Source organism: Shewanella algidipiscicola, from assembly GCF_003605125.1.
GTDB lineage: Bacteria > Pseudomonadota > Gammaproteobacteria > Enterobacterales > Shewanellaceae > Shewanella > Shewanella algidipiscicola.
The window spans coordinates 29,978-49,281 of sequence record NZ_QPQT01000016.1 but is presented as its reverse complement, the minus strand read 5'-3'; the positions used below and the strand labels follow the sequence as shown (position 1 = coordinate 49,281).

Genomic DNA, 19,304 nt, shown 5'->3' with positions numbered 1-19,304 from the left:
AAAGAGACCTTAAGGTCTCTTTTTTATGTCGATAATCCTAATCTCATTCGCAAGGTATGCTGCGCTTAAAATAGTGCTCAGGCACCAAGTCATGTACTTCCATGGTGATACTGTTGACCGAAGCGGTTAAGCTTGCCATGGCTTGATAGACACTCTGGGTTAAATGCTGCTTTTGCGCATCAGTGCGTCCGGGCATGATACGAAAAGTGAGATGGATAAAACTGCCATCGGCTAACATGCCGATTTGTGAATGCTCACTGGCGTAACTACGCGACTTAATGGCCGATGACTCAAATAAGGCTGAATTAATCGCCCCCTGATGCACGGCTTGGACTAAGGCGTTGATATCGAACTGCTGCGCCAGTGGCGCCGAATACTCAATGATACAATGTGGCATATTATTGTGACCAAACCGCAAATTCGTTACCGTTGGGGTCCTTAAAGTGAAAACGACGGCCGCCGGGAAAGGAAAATATCGCCTTGGAGATCACGCCTCCCGCCCGCTCCACCTCGGCCAATGTGTGGGTCAGTTGCGCCGAATAGATCACAATCAAGGGCGCACCTTGGCTTAAGTCAAAGTGCTGTTCGCTTAAGTAAAAGCCGCCGTTTATGCCTGCATTAATAAAGCAGCTATAACTGTCACCATAATCGACAAATTGCCAACCGAACACGTCACTAAAAAACGTTTTAGTGGGTGCCATGGCTAACACCGGAATTTCTAAATAATTAATGCTTAAGGGAGCGTCCATAATCGCCTCATATTGTCGATAGCAGTAGATAAAACATTAACACAGATAACACGTTAATGACTAAACAAAAAAGAGAGCCTAAGCTCTCTTTTTTGTTTATCGACATCCAAGCGTTTACTTAGGCAATCAAGGCGGCGACCAAACCAATTAAACCACCAAACACCCCACCCCACACGACAAGCCACCCTAAGTGTTTTTTTATCATCTCTTGAACAATTTGTTTCACCAGTTGTGGGGTTAACTCTTCAAGACGCTGGTGTACTATCGCGGTGATTTTAGCTTTCAATTCGGCCAATACATCAGGCTGCTCAATCTCTTGCTTTAATAGCGCATAAAAATCATCACTTTGAGTGATCTCTATCAGTGAGTTTTTCATCTTCTCAATAAAAGGCGCCTTTAATGGTTCAATGGCATCAGTGCCACCAAACATGGCGAGCATGCCGCCCAAAGATGATTGTTCAACCGTGGTCACTAGCGCGTCAAATGCGGGGGTCATGTCCACGCGTTCAATGATAGGGGTTAAGTTAATGTGCGACGCACCATCGCCCTGCTGAGACAAGAATTTATCGATATTCTCGTCGGTAAAAAACTGCTCCATCATCAAATGGGCAATGCCCGCTTTAAACTCTTCAAACCGAGCAGGTATCACCCCACTGCCATATAAACCGGGCACCTTTTCAAACAGCATATGGATAGCAAGCCAGTTGGTTAAGGCGCCCGACAGGGCAAATAATCCAACATTGAGCATCACAGGGGAAGCCAATAGGTAGCCTGTCGCCATAACCGCGCCAGCGAGTAAATTTGTAATAAAGCTCTTGTTCAACGTCTCTTCTCTCCAACGACCAAGGTTAACAGCAACTTGTCGATAACCTGCTTTGATGTCTAAAAACGCGCGTATCTTACCATAAGCCACGCCATAAGCCATTGAGTAACAAGTGGCCTTTACTCCTCCGCCCCCATGGAAATAACATGGGGGTTAGGCTTTTAAGATCAAGCCCTGTTGGCCTTTGCTCCGCCATTATCGGCATGCTTTAACGATTAACACATCAACAAGTGCTGCAAACCCAAACAAGCGTTATTTCAAGGCCCCGATAATACAGCCAGCTCAATCATCACTTTGATCCCGGTCACACTTAGGTTAAAATCGCGCCCATCAAATTACATGAGGATGCTGTCAATGTTTATTGTTCGTTGGGTTTTAGGTCGTATTATTCTGTTTTTTAATTTCATTTTTGCCCCCAAGAAGCGCCAACGCCCGATAGCAGAACAAGCAAAAATCGATGAACAGACTCGCAACATGCAGCTATACCAATATCCGGCCTGTCCATTTTGTGTCAAAGTGCGCCGTGCTATTCGTCGTCAGGGCCTGAATATCGCGACCGTCGATGCCAAACAAGCCGAACACCAACAAACACTGCTAGAACAAGGCGGTAAAGCCATGGTGCCCTGTTTACGCATAGAAGAAAATGGCCAAGTACACTGGATGTATGAATCTTCAGACATCATTAACTACCTTAACCAACGCTTCGCGTAATGCTTTACCCGCGCGTTAATCACCATGACTAACGCGCATGATTTTTTCACCATCAGCTTTTAAGGTAACTCGTAACGCTGCTTACATCACCCGGCTACGCTATCTACATCCCACCTGCTCAATAGGCCAATAAATTTATCCTCCGCAGGTGACGCGACCAAGAGATACTAAGGTGTCAACAGTGATAACAGGCGATAGATGCGAAATGACCCAATTTAGGTTATCCTCGAGCCACATTTAAATAAATGCATATAAAGACAATAAAATCATGCAAATAAAAAATGCCGTCATTCTCATCGGGTTATCAATGCTGTGCGCATGCACCGCCAGTCAGCGTAGTGTCGATGATTTCGATATCAAAGTGGAAGACAAATTCCAAACCCAAATTAAAGGTGATGGCATTAAGCTATTTACCTATAAAATAAAATACGCCATATTGCCGACCATAGAGCAACCACATCTGCTGCAGGCAAGGCAAATACAACGTCAGCAAAGCAGAAAAAAGAACACTTCTCCCGACCTGTCTAACTGGACACAGCAAATTGAATTAGGGCTTGAAAAAACCATTACCATGACAGGATATTGCCGTGATGGCTTTATCGAATTGAGCCGTATCATCGAAATGGGGCGAGGTGAGATCCGTGGTGAGTGTAATGAAGGCGCCAGCACAGAAGATATCGACAAATTCATTCAATAACCATGCCCAGATTCATCTATCCCCCTTGCCCATTTCAGGCTTCCCCGCAGCCCGTCACGGATGATTCTCACTCAAGCCAACTGTTAAAATAAACGCTCAACGCCCCAAACGAACCAAATCGTTCGTTTTACGTGTTAAGCTCTCACCTCTATCACAATTTATCTGCCGCAGAACAACTATATTCTACCATGAACAAACTAAGTCGAAATGAAAGGCTGGCTGTTATTCTCAAGCTACTTAGCATGCATAAACAGCTGTCTAACCAACAACTCTCCAGGTTACTCACGGTAACAGCCAAAACGGTTCGCAGTGATCTCGCCCAACTGGAACAAGACGGCCTAGTAAAACGAATTCATGGCGGCGTCTGTCAGTCTGAAGGGGTGGATATCAAAAAGTACAGTTTGGATGCTATGCTGGCACAATTGATAGAACACAACTTGCTGAGCGACACCTTAGGACTCGATTCAACCCAAGGTAGATTAAGAAAAATGAAACATAATGTATTTGTACTTGGCTCATTCAATGTCGATATCGTTGCGAACCTAGAGCGCTTCCCTCAACCAGGTGAAACGCTGCATTCAAGCAGTAGCAGTATTGGTGCCGGTGGCAAAGGGGCCAACCAAGCTTATGCTGCCGCGAAAAATGGCGCTAACATCACCTTTATGACCAAAATTGGTACCGACCAATTTAGTCAATTTGCCCGCCAACACCTAAGCAGTACTGGCATAGCCAACACCATTATTGTCGAGTCATCCACCAGCCCTACAGGAACCGCGCTCATTTATGTCAGCGAGCAAGCCGGCGAAAATATGATTGCGGTGAATGAAGGCGCGAATATGACCCTCACCGCCGATGAAGTGCACGCGGCCAAGCATCATATTATCAATGCAGAGCTGTTTCTTACCCAACTTGAAACCAATTTTGATGCTATCAAGTTAGCAATGAGTATCGCCAAGGAGAGCGGCGCAAAAGTGATCCTCAACCCCGCACCATACCATGACAGAACCCCTGAGTTACTGCCTTTGGTGGATATGATAACTCCCAATGAAACTGAAGCCTCTCTCATGACTGGCATTGAAGTCACCGACTTAGAAAGTGCTAAGCAAGCTGCAATCGCGATACATGCTTTAGGGGTTAGCTCTGTGGTGATAACGCGTGGCGCCGATGGGGTATTACTCTATGAAAATGGCCAATTTACCCAAGTTGATGTGTTAAAAAGCGCGGTGGTCGACACCACTGGTGCAGGCGATGCCTTTAATGGCGCATTGGTGGCTGAGCTTGCCAAGGGCAGTACGCTGCATGAGGCGGCTAAATATGCCAACGCCTATGCCTCGTTAGCGGTTGAGCGTCTTGGCGCGGCAAACATGCCTGACGCCTCTTTGGTCGCGGCAAGGCTTAACGCTTAGTATCCCATTAGCTCTGCGCGCCTTGTTCAGTCTAAAATGACTCAGCATGGTACTCAGTGAGCCATTGATTTCAATTGCAAAAGTCATAAAAAAGCGCAGTCATGACTGCGCTTTTTTGTTGTTACAGCCTCCTTTAAAGACTGTTACTGACCGTTATGTTGAGCCGATAGCCCCCCTAAAAACTCATTTTAAGCTGGCAGCGTACTCAACAATACTGCTGCGATATAAGGCCAATAGCTCACTATCATTAACCGCAACCCCCACCTTTTGCGGCGCATGCTCCATCCAATCATCGTGTAGATAAGTGCGACCATCGAACTTCTGAATGGTCATGCCTTCGGCAACGCCATCGGTAACCACCCGAATCGGGCCTTCTCTTAAGGTAAACAACTCCGGATTGATGACATAAGCAATCGCCGAAGGATCATGTACATGGCAAGCTTCGAGACCCACTTTTTCGCTGTAAAATTTTAAGTAGTAACGGCTAACGTCCCAAATAAACTGACCGACTTCGCCCGCATCATCGCGCAGTTGATCAAGATAATCGCGGGTGAAAAAGCTTTGCTCTGTCACATCTAGACCGATCACCACCACGGGCCATGAAGCGGTAAATACCATATCGGCCGCATGAGGATCGTCATGTATATTGGCTTCGGCAAATGGCGTTACATTACCGCGGTGATCGTTTTCACCAAATGCGCCGCCCATAACAACCACTTCTTTAACTAAATCAACAATCGTTGGATCGGCTTGAAGCGCTAACGCGAGGTTCGTTAACGGACCAATAGCCACTAGGGTAATTTCACCAGGCTCGGCTTTGACTGCATCGATAATGTATTGATAGGCGGGGCGAGGATCCGCTTGCCCCTCTACCTCGGCAGGAACTTTAACATCCCCAAAGCCCCCTTCACCATGAACAACCACAGTTGGCCCTACTGGAGGACGCACAATCGGCTTGCTGGCACCGGTGACAATATCGGCTTGAAGTTTATACTTTTGCTTAAGATATAAAGCGTTATGAGTTGCATTTTCGATAGTGACATTACCATAAACCGTAGTAATGGCTTTGAGTTCGATGTCAGGATGCGCTTGGGCAAACAGAATCGCCATTACATCATCAATACCGGGATCTGTGTCTAATATAATTTTAGTTGTCATGGGGATCACTGTCCTACTTATTAGGTAAATCGATACTATTACTATAGGGTGTTTTACCAAGCCCATTAAGTCAGTAGGAACTGCTTTAATGTGTTTGATATGGCTGAATGTTCTGCCACTGATCACGCCAAGGCTTCGTGGTAACTCACATGATAGTCGAAGGTAATGGCAGGCAGATACAGACAAATTGCAGCGTTTAAGCGCACTGGGCACTATACAAAATTAATCATGGGTTAAGTGTGATAGGTCATCAAACTTGCCGCTAAAAACGAACATATTGGTTCACTTAAGCTCGTGCTAACATCCCCCTCAACCATGGGCTGGATGAAAAATCCACGCAATCAGCGTCATAACCGCACAATGTAACCCTTGCCGATGGGCTAACACTCGATGCCTTAGAAAACCTATACGCCCGCAATCACTGCACATAAAGTCATGAAACACAGGGGCAATACAACAGAGGGTCTGAGTTAGCTAATCGCACGCACGTTATTATTTCCCCTCAAAGATGAGAGAAATGAAAGAGGCCACCTAGCGTTTAATCACTTCAAATACAATTGTTCAATGTTGCCATATATTGCTCTTATCACCTGTTTTAGCTCATCGAGAGTCATATTCTCTTGCGATACATGCTCAAGGTTTAGCGCATCAAAGGCGACCGTTGCCACACGATTGACCTTGATGTCACAAAACCAACAGTTATCTTCATAGGTCGCAACATGCAGCACTTGGCCCACCTGAAAATGGGACTCCGATTCATCTCTTAAGGTAATGTTTTTCGCCCCAGAGAGAATATCGGCCTCAAAGCGCTCAAAAAAGGTGATCTCACCAGCAGGAATAATTGTCATAAATTGTCTCGATTAGAATGTTTGCCTATAGCCGCCTGCTTGAGATTGGGTTAAAATCCGCCCCCGGTTTACGCTATCTCGAAGCTAAGCCCTATTTTGAGTTAATTAAGGTGGAGCCAATGAACAGAAAACAGAAGATAATCAAAAAGACAGCAAAACGTGCTAAAGCGCGTCTCAACAAGCATACGGCTCCTACGATCAAGAAGTATATCTCCAAAGGCGATCGCGCCAAAGAGCTCGCCCGTGAACAAGCTGAATTAGCCGCTAAAGCCAACGCAGCCAAAAATGATGCAGAGGCTAACGGCGAGCAAGCCGATAGTCGTCAGGTGAATGCACAATCCACAGCTACAGAGCAAACCAGTACTGCAAGTGAAAACCAGGCTTAATCGTTCAACACTAGGCGTCGGTCTTTTACCACCTCAGACTCAGGCGCCTTAAGCTTATCCCCAATTTGCTTTTTAACTAGTCTCTGACTCTAGGTTCACCAGTGATGAACTCAGAAACCCGATTGCTGGCTTCACAATCTTGCTCTTCACTCAACTGTGCCATTTGAGCACAAGATGATGATAATGGATTCGGGCTCGATGGACTCAGTTCATCATCGAGAGGCGTTGCATGGTCACTCACCTCAATATCCGCCAGGCGGCTTTGCTGCTGTTGCACCTTGTCAACGAGTCGATATGCCGTCCATACGCCAAAGACACCAAAAACTATAGTGCCCAACACTTGACCGATTAACACCCCTTCAACCCCGCCCCACTGCGCGCCATAATAAACAAACGGTACAGTTCCCAGCGTGGCTTTACCCACATTAAACAAGGTGGAGTATTTGGCTTTACCTAAATTATTAAATGATGCATTAGCGACAAACAGCGCCCCAGAAAACACGAAGAACACCGCGATATAACTGCAGAAAAAGCGGATCAGTTCGGCGCTATCACCCTGCATGGCAAACATTACAATGATCTGCTCTTTAAGCCCAAACAATAATAGCGATATGGAGATCACATAAACGCTGCAAAACAACAGCGCCTTGGTTAAGATCTCTTTCACCCTATCGAACTCTCTCGCGCCAAAATTTTGCCCCACAATAGGGCCTACCGCGCCGGACAATGCAAATATCATCCCAAAGGCCACGGGCGTAAGCCGGCCCAATACCGCCCAAGCGGCGACATAACTGTCACCAAAATCGGCAATCGCCCGGGTGACGACCGCATTACCAATTGGGGTAGCAATATTGGTCATCATTGCCGGTCCTGCAATAGCAAAAATCGGGCGAAGATCTTGTTTAAACGCGGTTAAATCAAATTTGCCAACCAACTGGTGCTTAACCATAACGCCGCGTGCGGCAATGATGAGTACAGCCACCCGCGCGAGTACCGACGCCAATGCAGCTCCCTCTATCCCCATGGCAAATAAGAAGATAAAGATGGGGTCAAAAATCAGATTCACGCCGCCACCAGCCAGTGTCGACATCATGGATAACTTAGCATCCCCCACGGCGCGCAGTGCGGCGCCAAGCGCCATTGCGAGGCAAATTAGTGGCATCGACGGCACCAAGATATACAGGTAATCAGCAGCTAACTGCGCGGTGCGACCACTGGCACCCACTAAGGCAATAAGCTCGGGAATAAAATAGGTCACCACCATGGCCACCACTATGGCCACAAGCAGTGTCACCACCGCGCTGTTAAGTAGCAATCGCTTAGCTTGAGCAAACTGTTTGGCCCCTATGGCTCTTGACACTAACGCGCCTAATGCGATGGATAGCCCGATACCGATAGAGGTGGTAAAAAATGAGATGGTACCGGCATACCCGACAGCGGCAGCCAGCTCTTGCTCCCCCAATAAGCTGAGAAAAAAGATGTCGATAAGGTCGACCACAAATAACGCCGAGATCCCGATAGCAGCGGTAGAACTCATCACCAAGATATGGCGCATTATCGGGCCTTCGACAAACTTTGCGTTAGTCATGTGTATCCTTTATAGAGGGCAAAATAGACAATATTGCCGATTAAAGATCGGTCTCAAGCTCACTGCCACACTTATCACAATAAAGGGCGTTTAACTCATGCCCGGACTTTAAACAGTTACTACAGCGGCGGAGATCTTTTCTACGCACCACCTCTTGAGAGATCTCAGAGGTTAAGATCCCCGTTGGAATCGCAATAATGGAATAGCCTATCAACATAGTAAAAGCGGCAATACCTTGACCAAGCGGCGTTTGCGGGGTGATATCACCATAGCCCACCGTCGTAATGGTCACTATGGTCCAATAGATGGATTGAGGCATAGAGGAGAAACCATTTTCAGGCCCTTCAACCACATACATGACCGCACTCAACACCATCACAATCAGACTGACCGAGAAGAAAAACAGAAACACTTTACGGCTCGATTGCATCATCGCCCGCAGTAACACATTCCCCTCGCTTAAATAGCGCAGTAGCTTAAGCACCCGGAAGATACGGAACAAGCGCAGCACTCGGATCACTAAGGTAAAGTTAGCGCCAGGGAAAAACAGCGCCAAGTAACTGGGTAATATGGATAACAGGTCAACAACCCCGTAAAAACTGCGAGCATATTGCCAAGGTTTAGCCGAGCAATATAAGCGCAATAGATACTCGAGGGTGAAAATGCCAGTAAAACCCCACTCGGCAATCCGGATCCATGTGCCATACCGGCTATTAACACTTTCGATAGTATCAAGAAAAACCAACGCCACACTCAGCACGATACAGACGATTAAGCCCAAATCGAAATAGCGACCAGCCTTAGTATCTGTACCAAAAATGATATCGCGTAATTTTTCGCGGCGAGACAACTCTGGGGTGACGTCCATCAGAAATTAACATCCTTTTATTGGTATCAGCAGCGGAGAAAATATGCATAATAATGGGTTTAACAAACCGATCCAGCTTAATCTAAAATAAGGTATGATGAACACCCAAACGGCGGTTTTATTTATTAATCAATGACGATGCAGACACTTTTTAAACAACTCTTACTGTGCGCCTTACTGCTTAATACTAGCTCAACTTGGGCGGCGTCGAGCCAGCAACCGGCCACCTTTGGCCATGGTGCTAACCACAATACTGGCCTTATTGGCAAAGTAGATTTAGTCATTGTGAATAAATCTCAAGCGAGCATGCACTTGATGCGCGATGGCAAAGTGCTACGCCGCTATACCATTGCCATGGGCGATCGACCCACAGGACATAAGCTGCAAGAAGGCGATCAGCGTACCCCCGAGGGACGTTATATACTCGACTACAAAAAAGCCGACAGCGCCTATTATCGGGCGATACATATCTCATACCCCAATGAAGAAGATAGATTACGTGCAGCCGCCTTGGGGATCGATCCAGGTGGACAAATCATGATCCACGGCCAGAACCCCAATTCGTCATTAACCCCAGATGAAGCCCAGCGACTCAACTGGACCGATGGTTGTATCGCCTTGAAAAACCATGAAATCGATGAATTATGGCAGGCGATAGAAACAGGAACTCCCATAGAGATCTGGCCATAACTCCCGTCATCACACTAGCACTATGGTGTTAATGTCATTGGTCACTAGTATAGGAAGCTCAATCTCCCAGTCCTTAAATTGCCATTATCTTTTATGCCACTAACAGAGAGCCAAACCCAATGACACAGCCCAATATTACCCTACATGAGCTTGAACAAAGCTGGCCACAATTTAGCCATGACATTCAACAGTTTTTACAAGAATTACAACTCGATACCCTAGGGCTTGCTTGCGATCATGTCGCCGTGCGCGTTAACTCAGTGGCTGGCGCCGACCTGCTTAAAGACTATTTTGGCCATCGAGGCCGTATTATTTCTAACAACATGATTAATGGCCGGCCGATATTAATCATCGCGCTTAATAGGCCACTGCAACTGGCTCATATGCTTATCGACTGTGTAGAGCTCCCCTATCCCAGTGATAAGCACTATCCCAATGAAGGGTGGGAGCATATCGAGGTGGTATTGCCAGGCGAAGCACAAAATATTGAGCAACTCAGCCAGCAACTGCTCAATGCCCTGCCCACACTGGCACCTGTATTAGCAGGAAAAACAGATATTAAGGTAAAATGCAGCTCACCCCAAGGAGAGCATGAACGCTTAGCCAATCCGACCATCGCCTTTAAGCGCGCGAACCTGTGTATCAAGGTGCATGCCCATGGTATTAAAACCATCATCGCATCTGAGGCCAAATAAGCCGATATGATAGCCAAACTAGGCTGCAATCACCCCCTTGGCTAAAACATCGCAGGCTGTAGTGATGAATGGGCGATTGCAGTGCTACGCGGTGTAGCAACTGCCCACGGCTAAAACACACAGTAAACGACGCATTGAGCATACGATCGCGTAAACTAAGATAACGCCAAGCAAAATTACAATGAACTAAATAAGACAAAGGGCGTGTGAGCTCATGAGAAATGCTGGGGAATACTGAATAGGCGACATAAACTGCGATCAAACGCATCGGCTAACGTGTTATCGCCGATGCGCATCTCGCTATCATTGACTAGATTTTTTCAATATAAAGAATCACTTCACCCACTTTAAAACCAAACTTGCTCATGTCTGTCTTGTTAAATAGGCGGCGCTCATCGAGCAGAAACATCCAATCATCCAAAGTCACTTGGTAAGTCTCGCCATCGACCACGATATCTAAATCATACTGCCAAAATAACGCCGAGCCTTGGGTCCTGCCCTTGGCAATACCCACCACATCACCGGCTTGACCTTCATATTGATTATCAGCCACTCTCTTTAGCTGCCAAATTCGAGTGGACTTCTCACCATCGTCAAACTCAAACCACTCTTTGATTTCGCCATTATCGCCTTGCCAATTAGCGACTAAATCGACCTCAAAGCGACGTAATAAATTACCCGAACGATCTAACACAATGCCATAAGCTTTTAACTTGCCATCGAAAAAATGTTCTAATTTTAATTCAGGTTGAGTGCCTCTATGCTCCTCTAAGCTGGCTGAACCACAGGCCGTAACCAGTAACAACAGTAACAGTGACATCAAATATTTCATTGGCTTAACCCCAGAAGTTGTTGCCTAAGCTTGGGCTCAGACGTATTTTCAGACAACCATATCGCTAAAAAAGCCTCTCCAAAACGAGGATCATCTATTTGCCCAATCAATTGATCTGCTAGATAAAACTGGCTCATACCACTTTGATTAACCAACAGGGTTAACCTATCTCCTGGGGTCACATTGGGCCAAATACGCTGCAGTGGCACGACCCATTGGGCAATATCGGCGGGGCTATAGCCTAGATGTTGCCACTGCTCTGCGGTGGCCTCGACTAACGCCTGTTTATCTATGGTTTTGTAGTACTCGATGCGCAGCGCTGTAACCTGTTTGTTACCTGCATTGACAGATAATGGCCGCTCACTGGCAAACAGTTCGGCGCGATATAAGGTCCAAAAAAGATAGCTCATCTCTCCTGCGCCAATCTTTTCAAGTTGACCAATGGGAGAGGCATAAACACTGCTACTGAGTAGCATCACAGCTAACCACTTAAACATAAGTCACCTCATTGTATTGGCAAGCGTTCGCGGCTGTAACAAGCGATAGCCAGTGAGCAGTAGCGGCATTAATAGCGACCACACCAGCATGAGTGAACCCACCAGCATGAGTTCATTCCAACGGGCCTGCAATACACCAAACTGAATGCCAGCCCAGTAACTGCTGGCACCACCAATGGCGCCAAACAAGACAACAACCCAACTCTTCTGCCGAGTTAACCAATGTAAACTGTGATTAAAACTGATGATAAAGATGCACCAGAGTAAAGCGAGCCAGAGGGGAAAGCCCACATCGACTGTGCTAAAACCACCGATCTCAAGCTGTAGCTTATCCACCGCGATACCAATTGGCATCAACAAGAGTAACTTAGCATCGGCTTTGCGAGTGGGCGACAGTAAAAAATGCAGTGCGATAAGCAAAATCATGGCCAGCGCTGCATTGTCGCCAAGCAAGGCGGCGCTAAACCAACATAGCTGAAATAACAGTAAGTTAATAATCCAAAATCGCTTCATCGGCTTGTCCCACATAAAGGGGTTTTCTGGCAAGCAGATGATGCGTGCTGATCACCCGCTCTTTGAAGGCACCTTCGCAATAACAAAAGTAGAATAACCACAAACGTTTAAATTCATCGCTGTAGCCAAGTTTAACTAACTCATCCCAACGCTGCTCGAAAGCGTGGCGCCAATCATTGAGCGTTCTGGCGTAATGTAAGCCGATATCATTTATCTCACTCACCACCAAGTCGGTGCGCGACGCCATATGCGATGTCATCACGGCTACCGAAGGTAAACAGCCGCCAGGGAAGATATATTTTTGAATAAAATCAACTCCTTTACGGTATTTATCATAACGGCTATCGGCAATGGTAATGGCTTGGATCAGCATTTTTCCATCGGCTTTGAGTAACCCAGAGCAGGTTTCAAAGAAAGTGCCTAGGTACTCGTGGCCCACGGCCTCAATCATTTCAATGGAGACTAGCTTGTCATATTGCCCATCGAGTAAGCGGTAATCTTGCTTAAGTAAGGTTACCTGCTCACTTAAGCCCGCTTGCTCGATACGCTGCTTGGCAAAGGCATATTGAGCATCAGAAATCGTAGTAGTGGTTACCTTGCAACCGTAATGCTGCGCCATATAGATGGCAAGCCCACCCCAACCAGTACCGATTTCAACAACATGATCCGTTGGGCGTAATTCAAGCCCTTGGCAGATGGTGTGCATTTTATTGAGCTGAGCGGCACTTAAGCTGGTCGCTTCACTGCTGTATACCGCACACGAATAGAGCATACTCGAGTCTAAAAAGCGCTCATACAGGTCGTTACCAATATCATAATGGGCCAAAATGTTACGCTTAGAGCCCTGCTTGGTATTGAGGTTTTTGCGGCGTAAAAAGAGGTTTTTGACTTTAGTGACCCAAGCCATCTTGCTTTCGATAGCATCGAGCTTAGCTTGGTTTCTCGCCATAACTTGAATGAGGTGGGTTAAATCTGGGCTGGTCCATTTGGCATCTAAATAGGCCTCTGCTGCACCTATGCTGCCGCCTTGGATAACATCTTTATAGAAACTGCTGTCATGCACCACAATTTGCGCACTCAATTGAGCCGCTCTATCGCCCAGTATTTGATGCTTGTCGCCTTCGATAAGCTCAATGCTGGCATCTTGAAGCTGTGCTAAAAGCTTGACAATCAACGCTCTATATTTTTGGTTAGCCCCAGTATTCACTAAGGCATTACGAGGGTTAAGCGTTTGATTTTGTTTTACAAGCTGTTCCATTTCAACCTCGCTGCGCGGACATTACTGTCGCATTTATGTTTTTTCATCTGATCCCGGGTGAGCAATAAAGGGCACCCGTTTGATAAATAATTTCAGTGCTTGCCAATAGATGCCTAGCACCATTTTGAGAGTCATCGAAGGCGCTGCAATCAAAGTTTTAATCAGCTCACCCTGGGTCACTGGGTGTTTGGTTAAAGCCAAAGTCGCATCGAAAACTTTGCTATGTTGGTGATTCTCAATATGCACTAGCGCCTTGTGTGCTGGCGGAGTAATGCGCCAGTGATAGGTCATATCCATCGGCATAAAAGGCGACACATGAAAGGCTTTTTTCACTTTCAACTCTTGCCCCAGCGCCAGCAAATAATAGTGTCGCTGTTGCCATGGCGTGTTGCTCACTTCCGCTAGCATATAACGACACTCACCCGCCTGGTCATAGCAAAAGTAGCAATTTATCGGACTAAAATAGATCCCCATGCAGCGACATTGTGCCAACATCAGTACCCGCCAATCATCAGTCCAATCACCACCTAACGCTCTGACTTTGTCACCAATACGCTGCTTAAGGCTGCCAGGTTCATTTTTGAGATAATCTTTTTCTAAAAAGCGAATAGGATTAAACCAACGCAGACCAAATAAACTGCTGCGTTGCAGCAATTGTGGCAGTTCGTCTAAATCGAGCCCCATCATGTACATCTTGTAGTTAAAGGCATGAGTGATATCGCCAAAGCGGCGATGGCGCACCTCTCCTTTGTAAATACCACTGTGTTCTATGTTGGCATCTTGGCTCATAAGGTCAGGCCAAAACGTTTGGTCACATCCAGCGCGCTGCGCACGCCATCTTCATGGAAGCCGTTATACCAATAAGCGCCAACAAAATGGGTGCCACGTTGGCCACAGATCTGTGAGCGCCGTTGTTGGGCTCTGACGCTGGCGTCATTAAGCACGGGGTGATGATAAACAAACCGACGCAATACTTTGCCCGGGTCAATCTCGTCGCTCTGATTGAGGGTGACACAAAATGTGCTATCACTATCAATGCCCTGCAAGATATTCATATTATAGGTGACGCAAGAGGGTCGATTAAGATTGTCATCGAGCATGTAATTCCAGCTGGCCCAAGCCAGTGGCCTTTTGGGCAGCAATGCAATGTCGGTATGTAACACCACTTCGTTTCGGCTATAAGGAATGGCGCCTAATACCGACTTTTCTTCATCGCTAGCATCGCCTAGCAGGGCTAATGCCTGATCGGAGTGACAGGCAAAGATCACCTCATCAAATACTAAGGCATCATTATTGATCAGCTTAATCACGACACCATCAGATGTTCTGCGAATTGACTCGATATGGGACTCGGTCAATACCGGTTTAGACAGTTTTGCCAAGATGGCCTCGACATAGACCCGCGAGCCACCGGGTACCACTGACCATTGAGGCCTGTCAGAGATGTTAAGTAGGCCATGATGATAAAAAAACTGGATAAAAAACTTCAGTTCAAATTGCTTCATCTCGGCCAAACTGGTCGACCAAATAGCGGCGCCCATGGGTAAAATATAATGTTGGCTAAAAAAGTCAGAAAAACCATGTTGTTGTAAAAACTCACCTAAGGTGGCGTTAGGAGCAATCGCTTGCTCGCTATAGGCTTGCTTACACAATTTATTGAATTTCAAAATTTGGCTGATGAGGCGCCAAAATTGAGGCCGCAAGATATTTCTGCGCTGAGCAAATAGTGAATTGAGCCCATGACCGTTATATTCAAACCCAGTTTGACGATTATGTACGCTAAAACTCATTTCGGTAGGTTGACCAGCAATACCTAACATCTCGAGTAAACGATTAAAATGGGGATAAGTTCTGTCGTTAAATACGATAAAACCGGTATCGATAGCATACTGCTTATCTTGGTGGGTAATATCGACTGTAGCGGTGTGACCACCGACATAATCGTTTTTCTCAAACACAGTCACGTCGTACTGCTTATCGAGCAAATAGGCACAGGTTAGCCCTGAAATACCAGAGCCAATCACGGCAATCCTTTTCATTATCTATTTATCCTTCTCGCTAAACGGCGCCAAATGGAAAATGGCAGTAACTGTAAGCATCGCATTAAAAATATAAACACACTGGGAAAACGAATATCTCGCTTACCTTTAGCCACCCCTGCAATGATCTTGTCTGCAGCTTGTTCACTACTCATCAACATAGGCATGGCAAAGGTGTTGCGCTCAGTTAATGGCGTATCGACAAAACCTGGGTGAACACAGCTAACCTCAATCTCATGTTGAGCCAAATCTATCGATAACACCTTAGCCAGATAGGTTAACGCCGCTTTTGATGTGCCATAAGCTTCGGCTCGGGGTAAGGCTAACATCTCAGCGCTAGAACTAACCATCACCAGCCTGCCACCGGGTCTGACCAAATGAAGCCAAGACTGTAAGCCGTAAGCAACTGAAATTAAATTGATATTAATAACTCGCTCAAACCGTTTGGCATCAAAGTGCAAAGCATCGTCAATGTATTCGCAATCTCCCGCATTAAAAATCAACAGATCTAACGGCCAATCGACCTTATCAATCACTGGATATTGCTGATACTGAGTTAAATCGAAACACAATGGAGTGATGTTGGGATATTGCTTGACCAAATCGTCCAGTTTTTGCTGACTGCGACCGCAAGCTAAAATGTGATGACCGGCCTTAGCATAAGATTCGGCTAAGGCCCGACCTATACCAGAGGTGGCTCCTGTTATCATAATACGCATCTTCCCCTCCTGCTTCGTTGGCATCGGCATTATTTAGCCGCGCGCTGTTTGATGGCGCAAATGATACGGCCAATGAGTGGTATGTGTTCATATAACATCTCCCCCACATCTAAGTAGTCGCGATGATAAATCACCTTATTATCTTGCGCTTTGAGGTGAGAATGGCCTTGAACCGATATAGGACTAGCGCCACGCAGCTGTTTATGGCGGAAGGTCATGGTCCAATAAATTGCTGCCTCACGCTCCCCTTCCAGCACATGCTCAATCACAAAGTCACAACTGAGCAATTGCTGGTATAAGCCTGTAAAATAGCGAAGCAGAGCCGGCAGGCCGAACACTTGATGCATTGGGTCGATAAATTCAATATCAGGATGATAGATTTTTTCCAGCGATACTAAATTATCGGTCGAAAGTTCAGTGTATACCGCTATAAAGTTCTGTAACCATATAGATTGCGCCATCATCCATAAGTCCTAATAAGATTTGTAGAATGCCAAGGCCCTTAAGCGTGCTTGTTTATGCTCAACAATCGGTTGCCAATAGTCGCTAACCACGCCATTTTTCTCGATATATTCATGGGGAAAATGAATATATTTATCGGGCACATTTTTAAGTTCTGGCAAATACTTACGAATGAACTCTCCTTGGGGATCAAATTTTTGACTCTGAGTGATAGGGTTAAAAATACGAAAATAGGGTTGAGCATCACAGCCTGTGCTTGCCGCCCATTGCCAACCGCCATTATTGGCGCTGAAATCACCATCGATAAGGTGCTGCATAAAGAAACGCTCACCTTTGTGCCAGTCGACTAGTAGATGCTTGGTTAAAAAGCTGGCGACTACCATACGTAGACGGTTATGCATCCAGCCAGTGTGAAGCAACTGCCTCATCGCCGCATCAACAATAGGATAACCGGTTCGCCCTTGCGCCCAAGCGTTAAACGCCTCATCACTGCCCGGCCACTGTGCTAGCTGATATTTAGTTTGAAAGTTATCCCCTTTGACTAAATTGGGGAAATGGAATAGCAGATGGCGATAAAAATCACGCCAGATAAGCTCATTTAACCAAGTGAAAGCGCCATGTTGTTGATCGTAAATCACCTCAGGTTGAGCCTGAATTAACTGCAGCGCTAGCCAACGCGGACTGATGGCGCCTATAGCCAAATAGGGGGATATTCCTGATGTACCTTTAATACTGGGGAAATCGCGAGTTGCGGCGTAATTTAATAGCTTATATTGCCAAAATCGCGGTAGTACCTCGGCCATCACGGTATCGCTGCACGGCCAAGTACTAGAATCGAGCTGCGGATAATCAAACGTCACTGGTGCGATAGAGGCATCGTTTGGTAATACTGTTGAGGCGGCAGGCGATGGTACACATTCAATTCCCACCTGCTGCACTCTTTTTAACCACGCATTTTTAAACGGCGTAAACACCTTAAACATGTCGCCCTGTTTATTGAGCACACTGCCAGGGGGTAAAATGGTATCGCATTGCCATAGCTTAAGGTGTAAACCAGACTGGGCTATGTGACGGTCGCGAACCACCTCATCGTCTTCAGGCTCAGTATTGGCCAGCACAGTATCACAGCCCTTAGCCTGACAGAATTGCAGCAACACTTGTTGTTGGTGAGCAAAATCTGTGGCCGACAAATGGATAAACTCGATGCCAAAGGCATCGAGCTGCAGAGCTAATCTGTCTAAATGTCGCCGCATAAAGTCGGCCTTAATCGGGGCTAAATCATGCTGTTGCCACTGCTTTGGCGTCGAGATAAATACAGCAATGTTTACGCCTTGAGCAATGGCTTCACTCAAGGCCGGGTTGTCATGGATTCTTAAATCACGACGGATCCATAAGATACTGCTCAATATCCGTACCTCAAACGTAACTCTTTAGGATGGGGATTTAAATACACTTGCTCTTGCAGGTACGCATTTGGGTACTCAATCAAGTAGTGTTTAATTAACGTCAGAGGCACCAATAAAGGCTGCAATCCTTGATGATAAGCGGCGATCTCATCGGTGAGTTCTTTGCGCTTCGCCTCATCTAAATCACGTTTAAAATAGCCCTGTAAATGTTGCAAGGTATTGGTGTGGCTTCGGCGAGAAGCTTTGTTTTTTAACGCTTCCATTAAACCAGCGATATAGCGATTGGCGAGTTCGTCCAGTTCAATATCGGCACGGCCCAACAAACGGCCCAGTTCGCGATAGCTCTCCACGTGATGGCTCATCACTAAGTATTTGTGCACACTATGGAAAGTAATCAACTTATGTTTGGTTATGCCACTGGCCTTAAGATCGAGCCACTTTTGATAAGTAAATATGCGGGTGATGAAGTTTTCACGAATGACAGGATCGTTAAGACGACCGTTTTCCTCACAGGGTAATAACGGATTGAGCTCCATGACTTGCTGAGCAAATACACCTACGCCCGTTGATTCAGAGCCTTTACCGTGATGATGGTACACCTTCACCCGCTCCATGCCACAACTGGGGCTTTTAGCGCAGAACACAAACCCAGCGAGATCGCCATAATGCTGCGCCGCCTTTTGACCAAACTCGGTGAGCTTGTCAGTCACATCCCCGCTGCCATCGGGACGCGAAACCGTGATGATATTATCACGCATAATTTGCCTAATGGTTGGTCTTGGCACAGGTAGACCAATCGCCATTTCAGGGCAAACAGGCTTAAAATCAGCAAAGTCACTGAGTTGATCTACACAGAAATTTGATTTCTTATGGCCTCTATCATAGCGGACAGGCTCACCCATCACACAAGCACTGATACCAATTTTAAGTTTTTTGTCCATTATCTCATCCTCACTCTA

At 46.3% G+C, this 19,304-nt stretch carries 23 protein-coding genes; 6 read left to right on the top strand and 17 right to left on the bottom strand.

What is annotated here, in order from left to right:
- Positions 1-43 precede the first annotated feature (43 nt).
- The 3 genes from DVO77_RS16090 to DVO77_RS16080 form a co-directional block, all read right to left on the bottom strand.
- On the bottom strand, positions 44-397 hold the full coding sequence (locus DVO77_RS16090) for a 5-carboxymethyl-2-hydroxymuconate Delta-isomerase (RefSeq protein WP_119979014.1): 354 nt from the start codon (positions 395-397) through the stop codon (positions 44-46).
- A gap of 1 nt (position 398) precedes the next feature.
- Positions 399-749: a VOC family protein gene (locus DVO77_RS16085; protein WP_110456258.1), complete on the bottom strand. Its 351-nt coding sequence runs from the start codon at positions 747-749 to the stop codon at positions 399-401.
- A gap of 118 nt (positions 750-867) precedes the next feature.
- Positions 868-1,572, bottom strand: a complete 705-nt coding sequence (locus DVO77_RS16080) for a DUF445 domain-containing protein (protein ID WP_110456779.1) — start codon at positions 1,570-1,572, stop codon at positions 868-870.
- Positions 1,573-1,926: 354 nt separating this feature from the next.
- Here DVO77_RS16080 and DVO77_RS16075 point away from each other — a divergent pair, with 354 nt between their 5' ends.
- The 3 genes from DVO77_RS16075 to rbsK all read left to right on the top strand — a co-directional run bounded on the left by DVO77_RS16075 (position 1,927) and on the right by rbsK (position 4,386).
- Entirely contained in the window at positions 1,927-2,283 is a 357-nt protein-coding gene (locus DVO77_RS16075; protein WP_119979013.1) for a glutathione S-transferase N-terminal domain-containing protein, read from the top strand.
- Between the two features lie 268 nt (positions 2,284-2,551).
- On the top strand, positions 2,552-2,980 hold the full coding sequence (locus DVO77_RS16070; RefSeq protein ID WP_249038195.1) for a hypothetical protein: 429 nt from the start codon (positions 2,552-2,554) through the stop codon (positions 2,978-2,980).
- Positions 2,981-3,222: 242 nt separating this feature from the next.
- On the top strand, positions 3,223-4,386 hold the full coding sequence (rbsK, locus tag DVO77_RS16065) for a ribokinase (RefSeq protein WP_249038194.1): 1,164 nt from the start codon (positions 3,223-3,225) through the stop codon (positions 4,384-4,386).
- Positions 4,387-4,569: 183 nt separating this feature from the next.
- On the opposite strand, the gene DVO77_RS16060 is transcribed toward rbsK, so the two are convergent.
- Entirely contained in the window at positions 4,570-5,544 is a 975-nt protein-coding gene (locus DVO77_RS16060) for a nucleoside hydrolase (protein WP_119979010.1), read from the bottom strand.
- Between the two features lie 542 nt (positions 5,545-6,086).
- The gene (yqfB, locus tag DVO77_RS16055) at positions 6,087-6,383 is read right to left on the bottom strand and encodes a N(4)-acetylcytidine aminohydrolase (RefSeq protein WP_211328826.1); all 297 of its coding nucleotides are present in this window, start codon (positions 6,381-6,383) and stop codon (positions 6,087-6,089) included.
- Positions 6,384-6,511: 128 nt separating this feature from the next.
- Here yqfB and DVO77_RS16050 point away from each other — a divergent pair, with 128 nt between their 5' ends.
- Entirely contained in the window at positions 6,512-6,778 is a 267-nt protein-coding gene (locus DVO77_RS16050; RefSeq protein ID WP_119979052.1) for a DUF2986 domain-containing protein, read from the top strand.
- 76 nt (positions 6,779-6,854) lie between these two features.
- On the opposite strand, the gene DVO77_RS16045 is transcribed toward DVO77_RS16050, so the two are convergent.
- Both DVO77_RS16045 and DVO77_RS16040 read right to left on the bottom strand, forming a co-directional pair.
- Complete coding sequence (locus DVO77_RS16045; RefSeq protein ID WP_119979008.1) at positions 6,855-8,366, bottom strand: MATE family efflux transporter; 1,512 nt, start codon at positions 8,364-8,366, stop codon at positions 6,855-6,857.
- Positions 8,367-8,406: 40 nt separating this feature from the next.
- Entirely contained in the window at positions 8,407-9,234 is an 828-nt protein-coding gene (locus DVO77_RS16040) for an ion transporter (RefSeq protein ID WP_119979007.1), read from the bottom strand.
- Positions 9,235-9,372: 138 nt separating this feature from the next.
- On the opposite strand from DVO77_RS16040, the gene DVO77_RS16035 reads away from it, so the two are divergent.
- Positions 9,373-9,924 (top strand): L,D-transpeptidase family protein, encoded by a 552-nt coding sequence (locus DVO77_RS16035; RefSeq protein ID WP_110456781.1) that lies wholly within the window; start codon positions 9,373-9,375, stop codon positions 9,922-9,924.
- Between the two features lie 119 nt (positions 9,925-10,043).
- Positions 10,044-10,619, top strand: a complete 576-nt coding sequence (locus DVO77_RS16030) for a VOC family protein (RefSeq protein ID WP_119979006.1) — start codon at positions 10,044-10,046, stop codon at positions 10,617-10,619.
- Positions 10,620-10,929: 310 nt separating this feature from the next.
- Here the strand turns inward: DVO77_RS16030 and DVO77_RS16025 are convergent, their stop codons facing one another.
- Genes DVO77_RS16025 through DVO77_RS15980 form a run of 10 tightly spaced genes read right to left on the bottom strand, consistent with a single transcriptional unit; the run spans position 10,930 to position 19,286 of the window.
- Positions 10,930-11,451: a DUF3833 domain-containing protein gene (locus DVO77_RS16025; RefSeq protein WP_119979005.1), complete on the bottom strand. Its 522-nt coding sequence runs from the start codon at positions 11,449-11,451 to the stop codon at positions 10,930-10,932.
- Positions 11,448-11,948: a chalcone isomerase family protein gene (locus DVO77_RS16020; RefSeq protein WP_119979004.1), complete on the bottom strand. Its 501-nt coding sequence runs from the start codon at positions 11,946-11,948 to the stop codon at positions 11,448-11,450. The genes DVO77_RS16025 and DVO77_RS16020 overlap by 4 nt, the downstream gene beginning before the upstream one ends.
- 3 nt (positions 11,949-11,951) lie before the next feature.
- A complete protein-coding gene (locus tag DVO77_RS16015; RefSeq protein ID WP_119979003.1) occupies positions 11,952-12,461 on the bottom strand; it encodes a DUF2878 domain-containing protein in 510 nt (169 codons plus the stop codon).
- Complete coding sequence (locus DVO77_RS16010) at positions 12,439-13,719, bottom strand: SAM-dependent methyltransferase (RefSeq protein ID WP_119979002.1); 1,281 nt, start codon at positions 13,717-13,719, stop codon at positions 12,439-12,441. Before DVO77_RS16010 ends, DVO77_RS16015 begins: the two co-directional genes overlap by 23 nt.
- 33 nt (positions 13,720-13,752) lie before the next feature.
- Positions 13,753-14,508, bottom strand: coding sequence for a DUF1365 domain-containing protein (locus DVO77_RS16005; RefSeq protein ID WP_119979001.1), 756 nt, complete (start codon positions 14,506-14,508; stop codon positions 13,753-13,755).
- Complete coding sequence (locus DVO77_RS16000; RefSeq protein WP_119979000.1) at positions 14,505-15,758, bottom strand: NAD(P)/FAD-dependent oxidoreductase; 1,254 nt, start codon at positions 15,756-15,758, stop codon at positions 14,505-14,507. Before DVO77_RS16000 ends, DVO77_RS16005 begins: the two co-directional genes overlap by 4 nt.
- Entirely contained in the window at positions 15,758-16,477 is a 720-nt protein-coding gene (locus DVO77_RS15995; RefSeq protein ID WP_119978999.1) for an SDR family NAD(P)-dependent oxidoreductase, read from the bottom strand. The genes DVO77_RS16000 and DVO77_RS15995 overlap by 1 nt, the downstream gene beginning before the upstream one ends.
- Before the next feature lie 29 nt (positions 16,478-16,506).
- The gene (locus DVO77_RS15990) at positions 16,507-16,941 is read right to left on the bottom strand and encodes a nuclear transport factor 2 family protein (RefSeq protein ID WP_308444048.1); all 435 of its coding nucleotides are present in this window, start codon (positions 16,939-16,941) and stop codon (positions 16,507-16,509) included.
- A 9-nt stretch (positions 16,942-16,950) separates the two neighbouring features.
- The gene (gene phrB / locus DVO77_RS15985) at positions 16,951-18,345 is read right to left on the bottom strand and encodes a deoxyribodipyrimidine photo-lyase (RefSeq protein ID WP_119978998.1); all 1,395 of its coding nucleotides are present in this window, start codon (positions 18,343-18,345) and stop codon (positions 16,951-16,953) included.
- Entirely contained in the window at positions 18,342-19,286 is a 945-nt protein-coding gene (locus DVO77_RS15980; RefSeq protein WP_110456274.1) for a YbgA family protein, read from the bottom strand. The genes phrB and DVO77_RS15980 overlap by 4 nt, the downstream gene beginning before the upstream one ends.
- Positions 19,287-19,304 lie beyond the last annotated feature (18 nt).